Origin of the sequence: Bacillus sp. FSL H8-0545 (genome assembly GCF_038006105.1) — a bacterium.
Classification (GTDB): domain Bacteria; phylum Bacillota; class Bacilli; order Bacillales; family Bacillaceae_G; genus Bacillus_A; species Bacillus_A cereus_U.
Map to the genome: position 1 here is coordinate 2710019 of NZ_JBBOUO010000001.1, position 17827 is coordinate 2727845.

Here is a 17827-nt window from a genome sequence, read left to right on the forward strand (position 1 = left end):
TACTTATACATGAAATGTTTTTATTATACAAATATAATTATATTTGCATTAACAGCTAAACTAGTAGGCTAGAATTAGTAGCAAATATACAAAATAAACAAAAAAGGATTTTTTAAATTTTAATTTTCAAATAAACTTTAGTAAAAGAAAAAATCCTCCTGCAGTGTAGGAGGATTTTTAAAGTTAACTATAGGCATCGCTTAATTAATTCCCATATATCCTTCGCTTCATGTACAATTTCAGATGCAATCGCCACCACCAATTCCTTCTCCGGTATACAACAAATCACATTTCCACCATCGCCCATGGCACAATATGAAAAGATACCATCTTCTTCTCGTAACCACCATAAGTACCCATATAGATTTTCGTTCATTATTGTCGATTCTTTTACCCATGATTTTGAAAGAATTTGCTTTCGACCATAAATACCTTCATTCAAATACAATTGTCCAAACTTAGCCATATCTCTAACCGTTAACGTAAGTCCCCAACCGCCCGTCGAAATACCATTTGGATCGTGTACCCATCCTTTCACATCTTTTCCGAATAAGTCATCAAATCCAAATGCTTTCATATTGTAGTTTGGAATTTCTCTCATATCGATTGATTGAAATAAGTATTCATTCGCAAACTCACGAGCACTTTTCCCTGTTACACTCGTAATAATTGCTGATAGTAAATGAGCTCCTGCAGATGAATATTTAAAAGAGCCAATTTGCCCGCCGTTCCCAATTCTACTGAGTGTATACTGTACCCAATCCTTTTGTGTACACAGTTCTTCTAGCGGTTCCTGCCAATCTGCATAAGGATATGGAGCTGTCATTGTAAGAAGATGCCGCACTGTTATTTCAGATGACTTAAGATTATATTCAGGAAAAAACTCTATTACTTTTTGATCAACATTTTTTATATAACCTTTATCTACACATATCCCAATTAATGCAGAGATTATCGTTTTTGTTACTGATGCTACATGACATGCATCATCTGGACCGTAACCATTATAATAGTTTTCAAAAACGACATTACCTTTTTGTACAACTAACACACCATTTATATTTTTGTATTCTTCTTTTACAACACAATCTAACTGTTCAGCAGTTTTCATCGTTCTTCCCCCTTAATCTATGATTAAAAAGGTTCGATAGGTACATATATATCGACTATATGTTTATTTTCCGGATGCTGCCTTGGATCATTTCTATATACTTCAAAAGGATACGAATCTCTCGGTTTATATCCGCTATTCGGGAGCCATTCACCATATAAAAAGTTCCATGCTCCTTTGTATTCATCTTGGAATATTTCAAAGTGGCCTACTGCATATTTCCCTGATGGTATTGTCATTAGTCCCACTTCACTATTTCCTTCTTCTACTCCATTTGGAATTGTTATGCATAGACTTGTTCTTAAATGATAGTCCTCAGTAAACTCATGATGATCATGATAAATTGTTAATATCTTCGTATCCTCAAATACATGATAGTTTTGCTCCGCTGCGTAATGAAATAGCTTTCCTATCATTTTTGGAAAATCTATAGCTAAATCCTTATATGTACCTACGTGTCTTATGTATGCGACGTTTACTTTGTCCGCTGTTACAATTTCGACCTCTCCTCGAACCTTCTTACACTCATTGTATTGAGAACCTTCGCTAACGTCTTTGCAATTCTTGCTATTGTGATTTCTATAGTGAGACGGACTTACTCCGTACTGACTTTTAAATGTCCGGGAGAAAATTGCTGAATCCGTAAAACCATAATGATAAGCAATATCTGTAACCGTCATATCCATACGATATGTAAGTAAATGTGTTGCCCTCTCTAATTTCAAACGATTCACATACCGAGATAACGGCTCTTCCATCATCCCTTTAAAAATTCTATGAAAATGAAATTTTGAAAAGCCTGCAACATTAGCTAAATCTTCAATGGAAAGCGAATCATTTATATTTGATTCTATATAGTCTTGCACTTTATAAATACGTCGTAAATACTCGTTTCTACTTTGAGAACTCTCCATATTCATACCTCCTCACAACAAAAAGGCTAACTTTAAGTTAGCCTACTTTACACATATTTTAAAAATAATACTCTACTCCCGCCGTTCCCGTCATAATTTGTATGTATGGATACACCTTCTATTTCATCATCCCCAGCTTCAATTTGAAAGCCAATTCCTTGATGAAATTGTATTGATTTTTTATTAACTGGTGACGTGATTGCTTTTACAACTTTACGATTGTTTGCGCGAGCAACATCAAAGAAATAAGAATACAATGTCGATGCGATTCCTTTTCTTCTATATTTCGGATTTACACCGATAAAATGAACGTACGCTTCCTCTTTATGAGTTTGTGAAAAGAATCCGCATAAGAAACCTAACGTTTCTCCTTCTTCTTCAATGATAAAACTCGTTTCTTGAAAGTGAACGAAAAACAATTTTGGCAACATATTAGCCATATCTCTTCCGCCCCACCAATCATTTAAGACGGAATGAATCTTTACATAATCTTCCCCTTGAATGTTTCTTACTCGCATGTATTTCTCCCTCTCACTCACTTCATTTTCTCATAAATTTTAATAACCGTTTCTACTAAAAGAATGAATACCCAAATACCACAAAATACAAGAGCAGATTGGAATATTGACCCTAGCATAATAATGCCAACTGCACCTGATCCTGAAAATGATAGTTTAACAAAGCCTGGATCATGTATAAGTGTTCCAGCGTATACGGCCATTAAAACGGATGATATTAAATAAATAACACTCATTATTTTTAATATTTTTATAGAAAGATACGAAGTTTGTTCTTTCTCCACTTGTGATAATTCGATTTCCCCGCTCGCAATTCCTTTTTGCAGACAATCTTCACACAAAAATTCTTCATTTATTTTTTTACCACCATGTATTGTACCCGTTATTTCTTTACACCTTGAACATTTTCGATTTATCATTTTGTTATCACTCCAATCAACTATGATTATCTTAATATAATTCGACATTTACCTTATTATCCCTTTTATGTATTTTATAGAGAAAGGTCGTTTTTTATGATTTCGAAACTCACATTTGGTTCTAAAATAACTACTGTTCAGTATGTATTATGGCCGAGCTGTTATGCGGTTATTTTTGATCCAACTACTTCAAACATAGCTATCATTCAAAATGGAGAACGTTACTTTTTACCAGGTGGCGATATGGAAGGTAATGAAACAAAAGAAGAATGTTTGCATCGTGAATTACTCGAGGAATTAGGATGGACAATTGAAATCGAACAGTATATCGGTAATGCAGCGCGATATTTTTATGCGGAAAAGGAAGATACATATTATTTAAACGATGGGTTCTTTTACATTGCGAACATGGTACATAAGCAAACCGAAAATTGTGAGGAGGATCATATTTTAAGGTGGATGTCTCCATCGCTTGCTATAGAACATTTACTTCACGATCATCAAAAATGGGCTGTTGAACAAGCGCTTTTATCGCATAAACAAAAAGGATCTCCTTCTATTTGAAAGAGATCCTTTTCACTATTAACTTGCTTTTTTTAAATTGAAAGCTGGCTTCTTCACTCCGCCTTTTTTTACAACATATAATCCGATGAAGATAATAAACCCGCCAACTAATTGCATCATGTTTATTTGCTCTCCAATTGTTACAGCCGCAAAGATAACTGCGAACAATGGTACGAGATACATATAAACCATTACTTTCGTTGAACCGATTTTACTAATACCGACATACCACATTGCAAGTCCGAAAATTGTCGCAAAGACGATTGAATATGCTAGAGAACCCCAGCTTGGCATATCTACTGGCCACGTTAATGTATTTACGTTGAATAAACAATATACAACGAGTGGTACAATTCCAATTAAAGTAGACCATGATGTGACTCTCATTGCGGAGTATTTTGTAATAAGAGGTTGCGCTAAAATTGGATACCATCCCCACGCGACTGCTGCGACTAATCCAATTACATTTCCGAGCCACGCATACTCATAATTTGCTCCTCCTGAATGCCCTGTCAATAAAACGAGTGCTGCACCAATAAAGGCTACTGTTGAACCAATTTGTACTTTCATCGAAAAGCGTTCTTGTTTGTGCAATACTGCTAATATCCCTGTAAATATAGGTGACATCGCAATTAATAATGAGGCGTTCGTTGCTGAAGTATATTTCACAGATAGCATAAACATCGTTTGATACATTGTCGTACCAACGATACCGACTGCTAATAATCGTAACCAATCTTTTCTTTCAATACGAAGTGAGCGTTCCATAATAAATGTAATAAGTAATAATACCGGTGATGCTACTAAAAATCGTAAACTATTAAATTGAATGGATGACATAAATGCCACGCCATACTTTCCAATTGTATAATTTGCTCCCCATACTAACGCAACTGATACTAGGAGCCATTCCATTTGCCATCGTTTCATCCGAATCTCCCCTTCCCTATTTAGCATAGTAAAATTGGCTGGATATAACACCGTCCAATTGGCTGTTTTTTTACCCAGCCAATTTGTTATACTTGATGTAGTTAAGAGATGCGGAGGCGTTTGTATGGAATGGAAGCTAGATAACGACAGCAAAATCCCAATTTATCAGCAAGTTGTTGACTTTATTGAAAGACGCATTACATATGGAGAGCTTCCCCCAGGTAGCTTCCTCCCTTCAGAACGGAAATTAGCTACGCAGTTAAATGTAAACCGCAGTACGGTAACGACTGCTTATAATGAACTTCGCGCAATGGGAATTGTAGAAAGCACGACCGGTAAAGGTACACGTGTGAGTACACATATGTGGGGCGTTTCTCCAACATTTACGCCGAACTGGAGAGGTTTCGTAGAAGGCGGGACTTTCTTACCAAATTTACCGTTACTTCGCCATATTCGGGCAGAAGTACAGCAAAATGAAAACATGATTGATTTCGCAAACGGAGAGCTCGGTTGTAACCTTTATCCTCACGATCAACTACAAATGATTTTACGAGAACAACCGTTAACACAGTCATTAAGTTACGATCATCCGCAGGGCTATCTCCCGCTAAGACAAGCGGTAGTAAAATATATGAAGGATTATTTAAAAATTGAAGCGACCGAACAGTCGATTATGATTACATCTGGCGCGCAGCAAGCACTTCACCTTATCGTACAATGTTTATTAAATCCAGGTGATGCAGTCGCTTTCGAAAGTCCTTCTCACTGCTATTCATTACCGCTATTCCAATCAGCAGGTATTCGTATTTTTCCTTTGCCTGTCGATGAACACGGTATTAATCCAGACGATGTGCAAGAGTTATATAGAAAGCATCGTATTAAAATGATCTTTTTAAATCCAAATTTCCAAAATCCTACTGGAACGATGCTGCATCCAAATCGGAGAAAAAAACTGCTATCACTTTGTGCGGACTTACGAATTGCAATCGTTGAAGATGATCCGTCTAGTTTACTTACGCTAGAAAATAAACAACCTTGCCCTACTTTGAAATCAATTGATGAAAATGGAACTGTCATTTATGTACATTCTTTATCAAAAATGATTGCGCCAGGGTTACGAGTTGGCTGGCTTGTCGCTCCGCAGTCAGTAGTAGAACGATTATCCGATGCACGGCACCAAATGGAATTAGGAATGAGTATATTCCCCCAGTGGCTTATGCAACAATTTTTCGAAACCGTTCCATTCCAGTCACATATCGTACCGTTACGAAAACAACTGGCAGAAAAAAGAGATATTATCGTCCGCGCTCTAAACGAGCAACTTCATGATAAAATCTCTTTTTCAAAGCCTACTGGTGGTATTTATATATGGGGAAAATTAAACGAACCGATAAACGAAAAACAGCTCATTATGCAAAGCTTAAAACAAGAAATCGCCTTTATGCCGGGTAGTATTTTCGGCGCGAAAGATGGTTATATTCGTTTATCTTACGGGAAGGTGAATATTGATCAAATTGAGGAAGGTATTTCTCGTTTGCGTGAGGCAATTTTGATTTGTGAAAAATAACTTTAATCAGCGGGGGTTCTGTCCATCCCCACTGATTATTAGCCTTCACCAATCGGACTTTTATGGAGAGTTGATCCACCACCTAACTTCCTCGTAATCACTTATTTTTGAGGTTGGAATCATACTGCCCGTTAATGCAGGATAGAGCATTCTCGTTTGACAAAACCTAAATCTACCATTATTATCAACTCGAACCTATTTATAGGAGTGATAAATATGAAAATTTATGTTGATGCAGATGCTTGTCCTGTAAAAGATGTGATTATTTTTGAAGCTACGAATGCAGAAATTCCTGTTACTCTCGTTACTAGCTTTTCTCATTATTCTAATGCTAAGCAGCCAGCAGGTGTGGAAACAATTTATGTTGATTCCGGAGCAGATGCTGCGGATTACCGAATTATGCAGTTAGCAAAAAAAGAAGATTTAATCGTAACGCAAGATTACGGTCTTGCTTCGCTCGCTTTAGCAAAAGGCTGTATCGTTCTACACCATAAAGGCTATAAGTATACGAATGAAAACATTGACCAACTATTGCAAACACGGTATTTAAGTGCAATGGTTCGAAAAAGCGGCAAGCGTACAAAGGGGCCAAAACCATTTACAGCAGAAGATAAAGAGAAATTTAGAGAGCTCTTTAAAAGTGTAATTTCACTTTAGAAATGAACATTCTATTTGTAGGGAAAGCTTAGCAAAAAAAGAAGAGAATATCCAAATGAACATTCTCTTCTTGAGGTTTACCCGTTCAAAAAGACGGTAAGTTATCTAAGTTATTCTCTTTCATACCATCCGGTTCACTACGTATAATATCCCTACCATACTTATGAAATACGTCTACATGAGCTAACTTCCCTGATTTTGCTTCATCAAGAGCAGTAATATAATCTAACTCTCTTCCGCCACTTGTTTTAAAAGCAATCAAATCCCCATCATCATTTTTACGAACAGCAACAATGTGTTCTGCTCCTGAATCGACTTCCCTGGCTACTTCCAATTGAGCTTGCTCTTCTCCTTGATGTAAGTAATCATTATAAACTTTTTGAAAGTCTTTTTTATCCAATAAACTCACCTCCAAAACATTTTATTAGTATGTTTGGAAGGTATTGGTTTTATGTACTTCTTCCATCAAGTTCACAAAAATACACTCCCTCAAAGAGATAACCCGAATCATAATTTTTTCAATCTAATACAAATTCATTTTAGAATCCTATAGAGTATCTCTCAATTTAAGCTTAATTAAAGTGTTAATATTTTCCTGATAATATTATAATTTATTTATATCGAAAAAAAATATGAAATGGAGAATGATTATGTTGAATATAGATATTAATCGTTTAACTGATATTTGTTTAGACTATCAGCAGTCTAGATTTTATGTTACTAGAATACCTAAAGATTTCTTATCAATTGCAAATACACGTTTTTCTATACCAACAGATGACCAAATTATCGCTTTTTTAAGTTGTAATTTGTTTGGATCAGGAAAATATGGCGTTTACTTTACAAGTTCAGGTTTATACTGGAAAAATTGGTTATTAGGTACAGGGAATATGACATGGGATCAATTAAATGAAGTGCAACAAATTGAAATTGATAAAGATGGCTTTTTATCTTTTGATGCACAAAAAAGCTTTAATATTAGCGGAAGCGATTATCCGCCACTGTTATTTAAAGAATTACTTATGACTCTTATAAGTTCTTTCCATAATTCAAAGAAAAATGATATACATCCAGTTATAAAAATTAATGAGATAAAATCAATCTGTTCTTTGTTTGAGACGCATGATGAATTATTAGAACCTGATAATGGTTTATTTGTAGATACTCATATTTCACACAAAAAGTTAAAGGAAATTGGAGCAAAATATATTATTCCAAAAGAAGAAAAAATCATTGCTTTTTTAGATACATCAGTCCTTGGTAATTTGGGTAAAGGATCCGATGGAGTATTAATTTGTGAACCTGGTATATATTTTAGAGAAACTTTTGTACACTTGTATTTCCCATGGCATGCCTTTAGAAATGTTCCTATTACTTTGACTTCAAACGAATTAGAAATCGGAAAAGGAAACATATTTCATCTTCAACATGCTAGAATGCCTAGTCAGGATATTCTATTATTCATCAAGAATTTAAAACAATATGTGAATACTTTATATGAGGAAAATCCGCAACTACATATTTAATAAATTCGTTACATATAAGCTCGTGTATAATTAATTCTAAAATTTCAATTCAACTAAAAAACCGATTATTTTTGTAGGGAACCCACAGAAATAATCGGTTTTTAAATCTTATTCTTTGTTTAAATGCTCTTTTATGATGGAATCTGGTGATGAACCACATGCTCTAATTCGGTAGTCTTTTTAATATCTATGTCGTTTCTTCAAAATCTTCAATATAGCATCTGTGTAAAAAACGTACTCCACTCTTCTTCAGTTAAAAGCTTTTGGTTCTGTAACGACATGATAGATGTTACTAATACAACTTACACTAGAAATTTAAATATTCTTTTGAGTGTTTTCAAATGAAAACATAGTCCCCTCACTATTTGATTGTAAAGTGTATTTTATATCGAACATCTTTGATATATCTTCAATATTTTTTAAGCCGAGCCCCGTTCCTTTACTATTCATATCAAACCCAATCCCGTTATCTCTAAAGAAAACAATATCATCACCTATGAGAATCTCAAGTTTGTTAGCTTTTGAATGTTTAAGCACATTTTGAAAAATATTATCGAATAGCCTTTGAATCCATAACTCATTACTATTCCATATCAACTCTTTTTCTTGTGGATTATATACTAATTCAATTTTATGAATGCTATACAAATAGCTCCATTTTTTAACCATGTTTTCTATTAAATTTTGTATATTCACTTCATCCTTCACAATATAAGTATTCTCTAATGTCTCTGTAGATTGAATATTAAATTCGTTAGTTAAATCACTTATATATTGTATCTGCCCATACATTGATTCAAGTACTGGTGCTTGTCCTTCGTATTCGCCTTCTAAATAATATAATTGTAATCTAACCGCTGTTAAGGGTGTATTAATATCATGCCGTAATTTATTTAATAGTTCCTTTTTTATTTGATCCTGTTGTTGTAGTTCTAATTCTCGATAAGTCGTTCTTTCTATAAGCAAGTTTACTGATTTAATCAGTTCCCCCATCTCATCATCGCTTTTGACATCTATTATATTTGGAATTTTTTTATCACTTGCTAAATCTCGAATCGTTTGATTTAATACATTAATTTTATTTAATAATGTATTAATTGATTTTGAAAATACAAAAGCTAATACTAATAGTGATAATAAAAATATGATTAACATAGTAGGATATGCAAAGGATTCATGAAAAGGAATGTTCTTGTTTTTAGTTTTAAAGGCAACATTATAAATAACTGATACAAAGATACTAATCGACAGTAATAACAATGGTACGCTAATAATAGCAGTGAATAGTAATAACTGATATTTCTTCTTTAATTTCATTTCTTCATAAAGGTATTTAATCTATACCCTTCTCCATATATGTTCTGAATAATGTTACCTGTTTTATCATCGATTTTGGTCCTAATTTTCTTTATATGTACGTTCATGATATTTTGATTTCTATCTTCGAGTTGCCATAAGTAATCAAAGAAGTGTTCTTTTGTTAGAATTCTATCCCTATTTTCATACAAATAGAAAAATATTTTACGCTCAATCGCTGTAAACACAACTTCATCACGCAAACCATTAATGAAAACCCTTTTATATTCTGCATCTATAAATAAATGTTTAATTTGCGTGAAAGTACCATATTGATTATCTAACATTTTCTGAATTCTTAACAATAATTCTCGAGGATCAAAAGGTTTTATCATGTATTCTTCTCCAATGGTAAGACCTTTTAGTTTACTATCAATATCATTCCGAGCTGATAGAAATATGATTGGAATATTTAATCCTAGATTTTTTATTTTTTTTGTAATTTGATAACCATCTTCACCTGGTAACATAACATCCATTATGACTAAATCTATTTCATGAATTACATCAAGAACATTCTTTCCTTCTTTCTCCCAATACACTTTATACTTCTCACGCTGCAAAATTTTTTGTAATAAATTCCCTATCATCAAATCATCTTCAACAATTAATATGTTATATTCTTTCATTATGTAGACCTTCCATCACTAAAATAACAATAGCTTAGTTCTTCACTACTTTATTATTAATAAAATCCATTGCAAGTTTGTATATTTCATCAGGAGCGTGTAAATAAATACTATGTGTACCTTCAATTTTTTTCACATCAGCTATCAATAACTTGCTAGCAAACTCCTCATAATCTCTGTTTTTTTGCTTTGTATATTTCGAGTTTTTATTTTCCCTAGCAATCGCATCTATAAATAAAATTGGTGTTTCTTTTGGGAATGATAAGGAATTAGATTTGTTACTGTTATTGTAACTTTGTAAAAGTTCTTGCTTCATATTATCATTAAAAGCTTGTTTATATGAGAGCGCTTTATAAATAGTTTTTTCCTGTTCGGTTAAAAAGGATTGCTGAATTACTTCGGGATTATAAGTAATAGAAGGAGCTAATCGCTGAAAACCAATTTTCGTTAAAATATTCATCCCTTTTATTATTAATGAATCAACCTCGTCTATTTTATGAGTTACGTACTGATTAGGTAAACCAATATCTAACCCAATAATCCCTTTTACTTCACTTGGGTATTTTTGTGCCCAATAAATAGCCTCTATACCCGATAGAGAATGTGGCACTAAAATATAGGGAGGTTTATTCCCACTTCTAATAAGCGCTTCTCTCGTTTGTTCTAATATCGTATCAATATCTCTATCATCATGAAAAACATCACTGTATCCATAACCAGCCCTCTCAATTACAGAAATCTTGTTTTCTTTCGAAAATTCACTATATAATCCTTTCAATTCATAAACAGGAGCGGCAATTCCAGATCCGGCCATAAATACAAACGTATCCTTCCCGCTCCCCTCGTCATAAACATTCACTTTTTTATTATTGAAATTAACAAGTTCCCCTTCATTGTTCATTAATTTCGATTCCATTCTTAATTGATAGTTATGATATATAAATACAGCGCCTGTTCCAAGGAAAATAATGCTACTACACACCAAAAATATAATCTTTACTATCTTCAATAATTTTTTCATTTGACACCCCTTTCAGCCTATACTGAAAGGGTACAATGTAAAAATAAATTTCTAATAAATTTTTCAAAATTAATATTTTCTCTTTGTTTCTAAGTATGGATTTCTTTTAAAATTTCCAATTCAAAGACCTTTTTTAATACCTACGCAAATCCTTCAAAGTCTCCAATATATCATCTGTAAAGGCAGTAACACCCTCATTCTCTAAAGCTGTAAAATATAAACTTCTTAAGAAAGCTCTAATATTTTGTACTAAAATAGCATGCTGAGGATGTCGGATGTCTTCAACAATTGCTATACTATGTAGCCAGTTGCTCCACTCTTCTTCAGTTAAAAGATTTTGATTACGTAACGACATAATTGGCGTTACTAATCTCTCATCCTCAAAGTGTATGTATACGTAGTCACTCATACGAACTTTTTGACGAACAGCAGCTAGTATTGCATATGAAAACTCACGATTTTGTATTGTACGTGCTAAAGCATCTAGTGCATCTGCCGCATGTGCAGTAGAATGTGCCCAGCCTTTTCCTTCTACGTAACCCCTTACATCTTCTTCTAAATATACATATTCCAGAACTTGTTCTGCCACACTATACAGTTGTTCTTCAGATAACAGTGGTTCTCTTTCATGAACAGATAAAATAAGTGGTGGAATCAATACGGAGAACGCACGTTTAAAAACAGAGTCTGTTCCCTTTTCACCAATTTTATAAAATAAATAATCAGGACTAATTGCTTGTAGCATTAATCCTCGTAATTCTTTTTGTCGAAATACATCATTTGTAATCCACGTGTGAAGCGTACTATAAATCAAATCATCACGTAATTCAGCATCAGGTGATCCGATATAATCTAGCATCCATTGTGCATATGGATATGCATCTACATCTTCTGGTACAGCATAATTATTATTTTTAATTTGTTGTAATTCTGCTTTTAATTCTTGTACTTCTGTCATTATATTTCCTGTCCCCTTTTTACGTTTTTTAATTGCCTTATCCCCTGTTATTCACTTCATAAAATTACTCTCATTATACAAGAATTATAACAACAAATATAATGCTATACATATATTTCTGATTTTGTATTACTTTCTTTCCTGAAATATAACTTCTGGATTTTCTAAATCACTATTCTGAAATATAACATTCGCACACTCTTTCGGGTTATGCTCTTCAATATACATCTTACAAGCCGCATGATACCTGTTCAAAAACATCTTCTCTGCTTCTTCATAACTTCCAAAAACTTCTGTTTCTCGCTTTGCACCACGATTTCTCGCAATCTCAAAATCGGTATCTACAAAAATTTTATAATCAAATAGATGCTCAATGTCTTTTTTCAATAGAAATGTTCCATCTACTATTAGCACCATATTTGACAAGGCCACTAGCGGCTCATTATGTACAGAGACATCCGTTATTAAGTTATGAGAAATCGTTTCATACTGTAAATTCCCGCTAGGTCCTAAAGGCTTTAATAATCTTTCTTTGAAAGCTGTATAATCGTGTGCATCTTCGTAATACCCTCTTGCTGATTCTTTACCTTGTGTATAGCGAATTGCTCTCGGGTTATGAAAATCATCAATGCTTGCACGTGTTACTGGTACTCCGCACTGTTTCAATTCCTCCGCTAGTTCATTTGCAAATGTTGTCTTTCCTGAGGCTGTAATACCACTCACTCCAACTCTTATTGGATGAGTTAAATTTAACGTTAAAATATGATCAGCAATTTCTTTCATTCGTTTTTGGCGATGCACGATATGACCTCCTCATTTTTGTTTACATAACAAAAATTATGATAAATAAAAATATCACTACTTGTCGGTATATTTTTATTTATATACATATTCCTTATTTCCCTTTAAACCCTCGATATAAAGCAGTCCGTAACTCTTGCTTGTATTCCTCAATTTCTGGCATATCGAGCTCTTCTGCTAATCGAATTGCTAATTCAATATCATACGGTACACGTACGAGTTGAATGGAAAAGCTCGCTGCTTCTTTTTCATTGTAAGTTCCTTCAAAGATTAAATAGGATGCTTGTGTAATCTCAAGAGGGTTTCCTACGCTACCAGCATTACATAACGTTTTCCCTCTAAAATTTTGCACATACGCTTGGTGAACGTCACCGTAGCAAACGACATCTGGTTTTCTTTCCCCTTCTATATTTTCCGTCAAATCGCTATTTTCGAACATACTAACACGCTCTTCTCTTGAAGCGTGTGGTTGAACTCTTTCATATAAACTTCTCGGTGAAGCGTGGAACATACGAATGAGTTTCCCGCTCATATAAAACTCGATGGAAAATGGTAAACTCCTTAAATATTCATTTTGTTCTTCTGACAGTTGTTTTTGATGCCATTTTAACGCTTCAAATTCAGTTGGCTTTGTAATGAAATCATCCCAGTTCCCCATTACAACTCCTTCACATTCTTTACGAATGATTTCAATCACTTCGCTAGAATGAGGACCTTTTCCTACTAAATCTCCAAGACAAATAATGCGTTCGATTCCTCTTAATTTAATATCTTGCAGTACTGATTCTAAAGCCGGAATATTACCATGAATATCTGAAATTATCGCTATTTTATCCAAATGAACCCCTCCGTTATTTATTGTTTATTATATCCATATGATATGATTGATACCATTTCGGAATATAGGATAAAAAATGATTATGGTCTTCTAAAATTCGGTTTAATCTCTCCTTCATATCCTTTACTAAATGCGGTGTCGTTCGATTTGTCCATACTATATCGGATGGGAAAATCATTGCTGCGTATAGCGAATACAATTTCCAAAAATGCAGCGATGGTTCACCTCCGCAATAACCGTGAACTTGTCCTACAGCGAATGGTACGCTTATATTAGTCGTAAATAACGCTACTTTATAAAAATCATGAATTGGATCACCAAAATCGAATCTAGCAAAATCAATGACAGCCCTAAATTCATTATGTTCAATCATTATATTGGCTGGATGAAAATCGTCATGTAAAAATACAATTGGACGATTTTTTAATAAGTCTTTATGATTTCCTACAAAGTCTAACACTGTATTTAAATTTAGAAAGTCTACCTCATATTCTTTCAACGCTTCTAAGTATCTTTTATATTTACTCCATATAGACATTTCCCATGAATTACTTGTACCCTCTTTTTCGACTAAATGAATCTTTTTTAGCACTTCTCCGGCCTTTTTTCCAGCCCTATACTGCTCTTCGATAGACAAATTTCTTAATATGTCTTCACCATCTAGTCCATCAATCCACTCAAAAACTTGTACACATTTCTTTAATTCGGTAAGGCTTATAAAATAAATTAGTTTCGGCATGGGAATATGTAACGGCTCTAGCAGCTGCATATATTCATATTCTTCCTGCTTCCGTTCAAAATATGAAAAATCGCATACCTTTATAAAATATCTTTCACCATTCTCTAGTTCAATTTTATATTTCTCATCGAACGAAAAACCTTTTGAAATAACAGTCGCTCTTAAAATACGAGGCCAGTCTAATTTTCTTTCTATCGCTTTTAAAATTGTCTCCATAAAACTCACCTCTATTAATATATGTACATACTACCTAGTACTTCGTGTACTTGTTTACCTTCCTCTTTAAACTCCACCGCAAACGGATATTCCCCATACTGCATTAAACGTTCTTTTACTATCCCTTCCCCAATCGGTTCACAAAACTGCACACTAATACCACCAAACAATACACTTTGACACTCCGCATTCCATTCTTCATTTTTCATGACTGAGCTTGCAGTTAGCTCCATTACTTCTTCCCATTTCCGCACTGTTTCTCGAACATTTTTCACTGCGTAATGAATCGTTTCAATTTGTTGTACTTTGTTTTTATGTTCAGTGATTGTTCCTATGTTACGTAAATCGTTTCTTCTTTCTTCGTCCGTTTCATTCCATTGTATAAAGAAAGGTAATTTCGGTCCGTTCTCTTCTTGCTTTACAAATAACATTTTCCATTCTAAAAGACGGCCATCTTTCCTCATACGTTTTCCTTCAAATGGTCCTATCGTATGTAAGCCGTGCTTGTTAAGCTTAACTGCTAGTTCTTCAATTTCATCTGTTCGAATTGCGATTTGTAGCATCCCTTCTCCATTTTGCAATTTAACAACCGTTTCCTGTACTAATGGATTTTCTGCTTCTTTCGCTTTTTCTTCATGCTTAACTGCTAAAAATTCTATATATGATAAATCAAAGTAACATAAACTATTCCAAGTCCCCCAGTTTGTATGCTCACCGCCTAACGCAGTATGAAAACCTAGTGCCTGCATTTGTTTTGTCGCCTCCTCAGGCGTACAATGAACTGCGTGAACGAGATGATCAAATGTTAACATTTTCTTTCTCCCCTTTCTCTCCATCCTTTTATTGTATATTTTCTTTTTATTTCATTCAATTCAAAAAAATTTAAAACCTAGTTGATTTATACGATTAATATGTATTATAATAAAACAAATTTAAATATTGCTGATTGGAAAAACCAAAGGCACTTTTCTCATACGGGAAAAGTGCCTTTTTATTTATTATTACAGGGGGATTATTTATGCAGAAATTAATTATCTTTGCTATTATCGGATTTTTCGCTCAATTGATTGATGGAGCACTTGGAATGGCGTACGGGGTAACGTCTTCCTCTTTATTATTAATGTTTGGTATCGCACCGGCTGTTGCATCTGCATCGGTTCATTTAGCTGAAGTCGTTACAACTGCGGCTTCTGGTGCATCTCACATCCGATTTGGAAACGTTGATAAATATACAGTTTCCAGGCTTACATTACCTGGAGCAATTGGTGCATTTGTTGGGGCATGTTTTTTAAGTAATTTACCTGGCGATGTAATTAAACCGTATATTTCCTTATTTTTATTTACTTTAGGAGTTTATATTTTATTACGATTCATCATTCAAAAACAAATTGTTTCTTCAAATAAGCGTATGTCTGCTAAACAACTTGTACCGCTCGGTCTGTTCGCAGGATTCGTTGATTCAACTGGCGGTGGTGGCTGGGGGCCTATTACGACACCTGTTCTTCTTGCAAAAGGAAATGATGCTAGAAAAGTTATTGGATCTGTAGATACGAGCGAATTTCCTGTTTCACTCGCTGCAACAATCGGCTTTTTCATCTCACTTGGTTGGGAACAAATAAGCTGGGTTTGGGTATTTGCCCTAATGCTCGGTGGTATTGTTGCCGCACCAATCGCAGCATGGTTAGTACGCATCGTTCCTTCGCATTTACTTGGCGTACTCGTTGGTGGACTTATTATCTTTACGAATATACGTACATTACTTACATCATTTAAAGTTGATCCAACTATTATTACACTTTCTTATGTTGCAGTTAGCCTTATCGTTATTATCTCTATTTTCATTTCTGTCCGTAACCATTCGAAACATTCAACAATTGGATACCCGGCAAATCAAAAACAAATGCTACCATAATTACGTAAAATACCGCCCGATTTACTTCGAGCGGTATTCTTTATTTTTCAATCTTCCAATTTATCATTGTTTCAGTACTATTTACTCTTTTCATATGTAATTTCTCTAATACACGAATAGAGCTATAGTTATCAAGGAGTGTCTCCGCTATAATCGTTTCCACTTCTCCTGTTTGAAAAGCCCATTTCATTAATTCACTAACTGCTTCTGTTGCATACCCTTTATTCCAATATTTCTCAATAAATCCGTAACCAATTTCTACTGTATGTTGCTCGTTCGGTTTCCCTTTAAATCCTATATCACCTAGAACAACATCATCCTCTTTCCGAATAACATACCACGCGCCCCACGGTAATAAAGCCGCATCTTGTTTCACATTTTCTATATGCCCTAAAATATGCGGGCCACTATTGTATCCTTGATTATTCGCAATTTGAACCCATTCTTCCGTACATGGGATAATATGTAATCTTTCAGTTTCTAATTTCATAACGATGTCCCCTTTTCAATTAAACAATACTTCAATTTTACTATAAATATATAGAATATTCATTCTTTTTCGTATACACATATATTTATTCTTTGAAACAAAATAAAAAACTAATCCCCTTTAATAGTTATGTCGAATTATATTTTCTGAATTTTCTTTTAATTTTAAAGGGTTTTTCATTATTTTTTGCGAAACTTTTGTATAACAACTTTTTATTTGTTAATTGTTACATAACAGTAGGTTCGGGTGGAGTTTTGCAAGCGTTTCCTGTACAATAACCGATATTTTTTGACTTTTCCCAACAAAATCCCTTGCAATATATTCAGAAAGTCATTACAATTGCCATATATTAAAAATCTTAGCAATATATAAATCCTCATCAATCCGATGAGGTAGAGGTTGCAACTTTTAAGAGTAGAACGGCCGAGACACAGAGAATGTCACCGACTCCGTTTGAAAGGAAAAGTTGCCGAAGTTTATATTTCTTCTCTGGAAATATTGGCTGGGGCTGTCTCCGAAAGGAACAGAACTGTCACGTTTACAAAATTACCGTGTAGACGTGGGGTGCTATCTTAACGGAAGGGTATGATGGGGTGGTTATTTGTGAAACGTTCCGCCTAATTCTTTTGGCGGTTTTTTGTATTTTTCTCCCCCGCTCCTT

Annotated in this window: 20 protein-coding genes and 1 riboswitch; of the genes, 5 read left to right on the forward strand and 15 right to left on the reverse strand. The window is 34.1% G+C overall.

Annotated elements, in window-relative coordinates; all coding sequences use genetic code 11:
- Window positions 1-187: 187 nt before the first annotated feature.
- Genes MHI07_RS14155 through MHI07_RS14170 form a run of 4 tightly spaced genes read right to left on the reverse strand, consistent with a single transcriptional unit; the run spans window position 188 to window position 2962 of the window.
- Window positions 188-1111 carry a serine hydrolase domain-containing protein gene (locus MHI07_RS14155; protein WP_340824529.1) on the reverse strand — a complete coding sequence of 308 codons (924 nt, stop codon included), beginning with the start codon at window positions 1109-1111 and terminating at the stop codon, window positions 188-190.
- Between the two features lie 23 nt (window positions 1112-1134).
- Entirely contained in the window at window positions 1135-2025 is an 891-nt protein-coding gene (locus MHI07_RS14160; protein ID WP_340824532.1) for an AraC family transcriptional regulator, read from the reverse strand.
- Window positions 2026-2072: 47 nt separating this feature from the next.
- Window positions 2073-2543: a GNAT family N-acetyltransferase gene (locus MHI07_RS14165; protein ID WP_340824534.1), complete on the reverse strand. Its 471-nt coding sequence runs from the start codon at window positions 2541-2543 to the stop codon at window positions 2073-2075.
- A 17-nt stretch (window positions 2544-2560) separates the two neighbouring features.
- Complete coding sequence (locus MHI07_RS14170) at window positions 2561-2962, reverse strand: DUF3980 domain-containing protein (RefSeq protein ID WP_340824537.1); 402 nt, start codon at window positions 2960-2962, stop codon at window positions 2561-2563.
- Between the two features lie 96 nt (window positions 2963-3058).
- Between MHI07_RS14170 and MHI07_RS14175 the strand changes: the two genes are divergently transcribed.
- Window positions 3059-3526 (forward strand): NUDIX hydrolase, encoded by a 468-nt coding sequence (locus tag MHI07_RS14175; RefSeq protein WP_340824538.1) that lies wholly within the window; start codon window positions 3059-3061, stop codon window positions 3524-3526.
- Window positions 3527-3544: 18 nt separating this feature from the next.
- Here the strand turns inward: MHI07_RS14175 and MHI07_RS14180 are convergent, their stop codons facing one another.
- Window positions 3545-4456 carry a DMT family transporter gene (locus tag MHI07_RS14180; protein WP_340824540.1) on the reverse strand — a complete coding sequence of 304 codons (912 nt, stop codon included), beginning with the start codon at window positions 4454-4456 and terminating at the stop codon, window positions 3545-3547.
- A gap of 124 nt (window positions 4457-4580) precedes the next feature.
- Here MHI07_RS14180 and pdxR point away from each other — a divergent pair, with 124 nt between their 5' ends.
- Together pdxR and MHI07_RS14190 are read left to right on the forward strand one after the other, a co-directional pair.
- Window positions 4581-6023, forward strand: a complete 1443-nt coding sequence (gene pdxR / locus MHI07_RS14185; RefSeq protein WP_340824544.1) for a MocR-like pyridoxine biosynthesis transcription factor PdxR — start codon at window positions 4581-4583, stop codon at window positions 6021-6023.
- A gap of 216 nt (window positions 6024-6239) precedes the next feature.
- Entirely contained in the window at window positions 6240-6680 is a 441-nt protein-coding gene (locus MHI07_RS14190; RefSeq protein ID WP_002161286.1) for a YaiI/YqxD family protein, read from the forward strand.
- Window positions 6681-6765: 85 nt separating this feature from the next.
- Here MHI07_RS14190 and MHI07_RS14195 read toward each other — a convergent pair whose 3' ends face one another.
- The gene (locus MHI07_RS14195) at window positions 6766-7080 is read right to left on the reverse strand and encodes a DUF3892 domain-containing protein (RefSeq protein ID WP_002161285.1); all 315 of its coding nucleotides are present in this window, start codon (window positions 7078-7080) and stop codon (window positions 6766-6768) included.
- A 250-nt stretch (window positions 7081-7330) separates the two neighbouring features.
- On the opposite strand from MHI07_RS14195, the gene MHI07_RS14200 reads away from it, so the two are divergent.
- Entirely contained in the window at window positions 7331-8206 is an 876-nt protein-coding gene (locus MHI07_RS14200) for a hypothetical protein (protein ID WP_340824548.1), read from the forward strand.
- Between the two features lie 315 nt (window positions 8207-8521).
- Here the strand turns inward: MHI07_RS14200 and MHI07_RS14205 are convergent, their stop codons facing one another.
- The 8 genes from MHI07_RS14205 to MHI07_RS14240 all read right to left on the reverse strand — a co-directional run bounded on the left by MHI07_RS14205 (window position 8522) and on the right by MHI07_RS14240 (window position 15576).
- Window positions 8522-9523: a sensor histidine kinase gene (locus tag MHI07_RS14205; protein WP_340824549.1), complete on the reverse strand. Its 1002-nt coding sequence runs from the start codon at window positions 9521-9523 to the stop codon at window positions 8522-8524.
- Window positions 9520-10191 (reverse strand): response regulator transcription factor, encoded by a 672-nt coding sequence (locus MHI07_RS14210; protein WP_340824552.1) that lies wholly within the window; start codon window positions 10189-10191, stop codon window positions 9520-9522. The genes MHI07_RS14205 and MHI07_RS14210 overlap by 4 nt, the downstream gene beginning before the upstream one ends.
- A 34-nt stretch (window positions 10192-10225) precedes the next feature.
- Window positions 10226-11212, reverse strand: coding sequence for an alpha/beta fold hydrolase (locus tag MHI07_RS14215; RefSeq protein WP_340824555.1), 987 nt, complete (start codon window positions 11210-11212; stop codon window positions 10226-10228).
- A 133-nt stretch (window positions 11213-11345) separates the two neighbouring features.
- A complete protein-coding gene (locus MHI07_RS14220; RefSeq protein WP_340824557.1) occupies window positions 11346-12170 on the reverse strand; it encodes a DUF2785 domain-containing protein in 825 nt (274 codons plus the stop codon).
- Window positions 12171-12299: 129 nt separating this feature from the next.
- The gene (locus MHI07_RS14225) at window positions 12300-12971 is read right to left on the reverse strand and encodes a hypothetical protein (protein ID WP_340824559.1); all 672 of its coding nucleotides are present in this window, start codon (window positions 12969-12971) and stop codon (window positions 12300-12302) included.
- 94 nt (window positions 12972-13065) lie between these two features.
- The gene (locus MHI07_RS14230; RefSeq protein WP_002161280.1) at window positions 13066-13809 is read right to left on the reverse strand and encodes a metallophosphoesterase family protein; all 744 of its coding nucleotides are present in this window, start codon (window positions 13807-13809) and stop codon (window positions 13066-13068) included.
- A gap of 13 nt (window positions 13810-13822) precedes the next feature.
- Entirely contained in the window at window positions 13823-14764 is a 942-nt protein-coding gene (locus tag MHI07_RS14235; RefSeq protein ID WP_340824563.1) for an aminoglycoside phosphotransferase family protein, read from the reverse strand.
- A 14-nt stretch (window positions 14765-14778) separates the two neighbouring features.
- On the reverse strand, window positions 14779-15576 hold the full coding sequence (locus MHI07_RS14240; protein WP_199709711.1) for a VOC family protein: 798 nt from the start codon (window positions 15574-15576) through the stop codon (window positions 14779-14781).
- 206 nt (window positions 15577-15782) lie between these two features.
- Here MHI07_RS14240 and MHI07_RS14245 point away from each other — a divergent pair, with 206 nt between their 5' ends.
- Window positions 15783-16676 carry a sulfite exporter TauE/SafE family protein gene (locus MHI07_RS14245; protein ID WP_199709710.1) on the forward strand — a complete coding sequence of 298 codons (894 nt, stop codon included), beginning with the start codon at window positions 15783-15785 and terminating at the stop codon, window positions 16674-16676.
- 40 nt (window positions 16677-16716) lie between these two features.
- On the opposite strand, the gene MHI07_RS14250 is transcribed toward MHI07_RS14245, so the two are convergent.
- Window positions 16717-17166 (reverse strand): GNAT family N-acetyltransferase, encoded by a 450-nt coding sequence (locus MHI07_RS14250; protein ID WP_340824566.1) that lies wholly within the window; start codon window positions 17164-17166, stop codon window positions 16717-16719.
- A 385-nt stretch (window positions 17167-17551) separates the two neighbouring features.
- A riboswitch (Lysine riboswitch) is annotated at window positions 17552-17744 on the forward strand.
- The last annotated feature ends 83 nt before the right edge of the window (window positions 17745-17827 follow it).

Bases quoted from the DNA above. Each gene is read 5' to 3' on its own strand.
- MHI07_RS14190 (WP_002161286.1), top strand. From the start codon at position 6,240: ATGAAAATTTATGTTGATGCAGATGCTTGTCCTGTAAAAGATGTGATT.
- pdxR (WP_340824544.1), top strand. From the start codon at position 4,581: ATGGAATGGAAGCTAGATAACGACAGCAAAATCCCAATTTATCAGCAA.
- MHI07_RS14155 (WP_340824529.1), bottom strand. From the start codon at position 1,111: ATGAAAACTGCTGAACAGTTAGATTGTGTTGTAAAAGAAGAATACAAA.
- MHI07_RS14160 (WP_340824532.1), bottom strand. From the start codon at position 2,025: ATGGAGAGTTCTCAAAGTAGAAACGAGTATTTACGACGTATTTATAAA.
- MHI07_RS14180 (WP_340824540.1), bottom strand. From the start codon at position 4,456: ATGAAACGATGGCAAATGGAATGGCTCCTAGTATCAGTTGCGTTAGTA.
- MHI07_RS14240 (WP_199709711.1), bottom strand. From the start codon at position 15,576: ATGTTAACATTTGATCATCTCGTTCACGCAGTTCATTGTACGCCTGAG.
- MHI07_RS14200 (WP_340824548.1), top strand. From the start codon at position 7,331: ATGTTGAATATAGATATTAATCGTTTAACTGATATTTGTTTAGACTAT.
- MHI07_RS14215 (WP_340824555.1), bottom strand. From the start codon at position 11,212: ATGAAAAAATTATTGAAGATAGTAAAGATTATATTTTTGGTGTGTAGT.
- MHI07_RS14170 (WP_340824537.1), bottom strand. From the start codon at position 2,962: ATGATAAATCGAAAATGTTCAAGGTGTAAAGAAATAACGGGTACAATA.
- MHI07_RS14250 (WP_340824566.1), bottom strand. From the start codon at position 17,166: ATGAAATTAGAAACTGAAAGATTACATATTATCCCATGTACGGAAGAA.
- MHI07_RS14165 (WP_340824534.1), bottom strand. From the start codon at position 2,543: ATGCGAGTAAGAAACATTCAAGGGGAAGATTATGTAAAGATTCATTCC.
- MHI07_RS14245 (WP_199709710.1), top strand. From the start codon at position 15,783: ATGCAGAAATTAATTATCTTTGCTATTATCGGATTTTTCGCTCAATTG.
- MHI07_RS14235 (WP_340824563.1), bottom strand. From the start codon at position 14,764: ATGGAGACAATTTTAAAAGCGATAGAAAGAAAATTAGACTGGCCTCGT.
- MHI07_RS14210 (WP_340824552.1), bottom strand. From the start codon at position 10,191: ATGAAAGAATATAACATATTAATTGTTGAAGATGATTTGATGATAGGG.
- MHI07_RS14205 (WP_340824549.1), bottom strand. From the start codon at position 9,523: ATGAAATTAAAGAAGAAATATCAGTTATTACTATTCACTGCTATTATT.
- MHI07_RS14220 (WP_340824557.1), bottom strand. From the start codon at position 12,170: ATGACAGAAGTACAAGAATTAAAAGCAGAATTACAACAAATTAAAAAT.
- MHI07_RS14175 (WP_340824538.1), top strand. From the start codon at position 3,059: ATGATTTCGAAACTCACATTTGGTTCTAAAATAACTACTGTTCAGTAT.